This is a genomic window from Draconibacterium sp. IB214405 (assembly GCF_033963885.1).
In the GTDB taxonomy this organism is placed as follows: domain Bacteria; phylum Bacteroidota; class Bacteroidia; order Bacteroidales; family Prolixibacteraceae; genus Draconibacterium.
The window spans coordinates 1-853 of sequence record NZ_JAXBMA010000026.1 but is presented as its reverse complement, the minus strand read 5'-3'; the positions used below and the strand labels follow the sequence as shown (position 1 = coordinate 853).

The 853-nt window shown below is 45.4% G+C and carries 1 protein-coding gene; it reads left to right on the top strand.

Annotated features, from left to right (window positions below; genetic code table 11):
• The coding region (locus tag SLH46_RS21625; protein WP_320283308.1) for a hypothetical protein at positions 1–853 on the top strand (853 nt) is incomplete at both ends.

The following is an 853-nucleotide window of genomic DNA, read 5'->3' as shown; positions in this document are numbered from 1 at the left end:
TGTACTGAATATTACCGTAACTCCGGAACCAGAACCAATCGTTACAAACGAAACCATCTGTTCGGATGAATCTTATACATGGACTGTGGACGGAGTGGAATACTTCGGTACGGACGGCGATACTACTGTTCATTACGAAGGCGCCAACTGTGCGCCGGATACTGTACTGAATATTACCGTAACTCCGGAACCAGAACCAATCGTTACAAACGAAACCATCTGTTCAGATGAATCTTATACATGGACTGTGGACGGAGTGGAATACTTCGGTACTGAGGGTGATACTACTGTTCATTACGAAGGTGCCAACTGTGCGCCGGATACTGTATTGAATATTACCGTAACTCCGGAACCAGAACCAATCGTTACAAACGAAACCATCTGTTCAGATGAATCTTATACATGGACTGTGGACGGAGTGGAATACTTCGGTACTGAGGGTGATACTACTGTTCATTACGAAGGTGCCAACTGTGCGCCGGATACTGTATTGAATATTACCGTAACTCCGGAACCAGAACCAATCGTTACAAACGAAACCATCTGTTCAGATGAATCTTATACATGGACTGTGGACGGAGTGGAATACTTCGGTACTGACGGTGATACTACTGTTCATTACGAAGGCGCCAACTGTGCGCCGGATACTGTACTGAATATTACCGTAACTCCGGAACCAGAACCAATCGTTACAAACGAAACCATCTGTTCAGATGAATCTTATACATGGACTGTGGACGGAGTGGAATACTTCGGTACTGACGGTGATACTACTGTTCATTACGAAGGCGCCAACTGTGCGCCGGATACTGTACTGAATATTACCGTAACTCCGGAACCAGAACCAATCGTT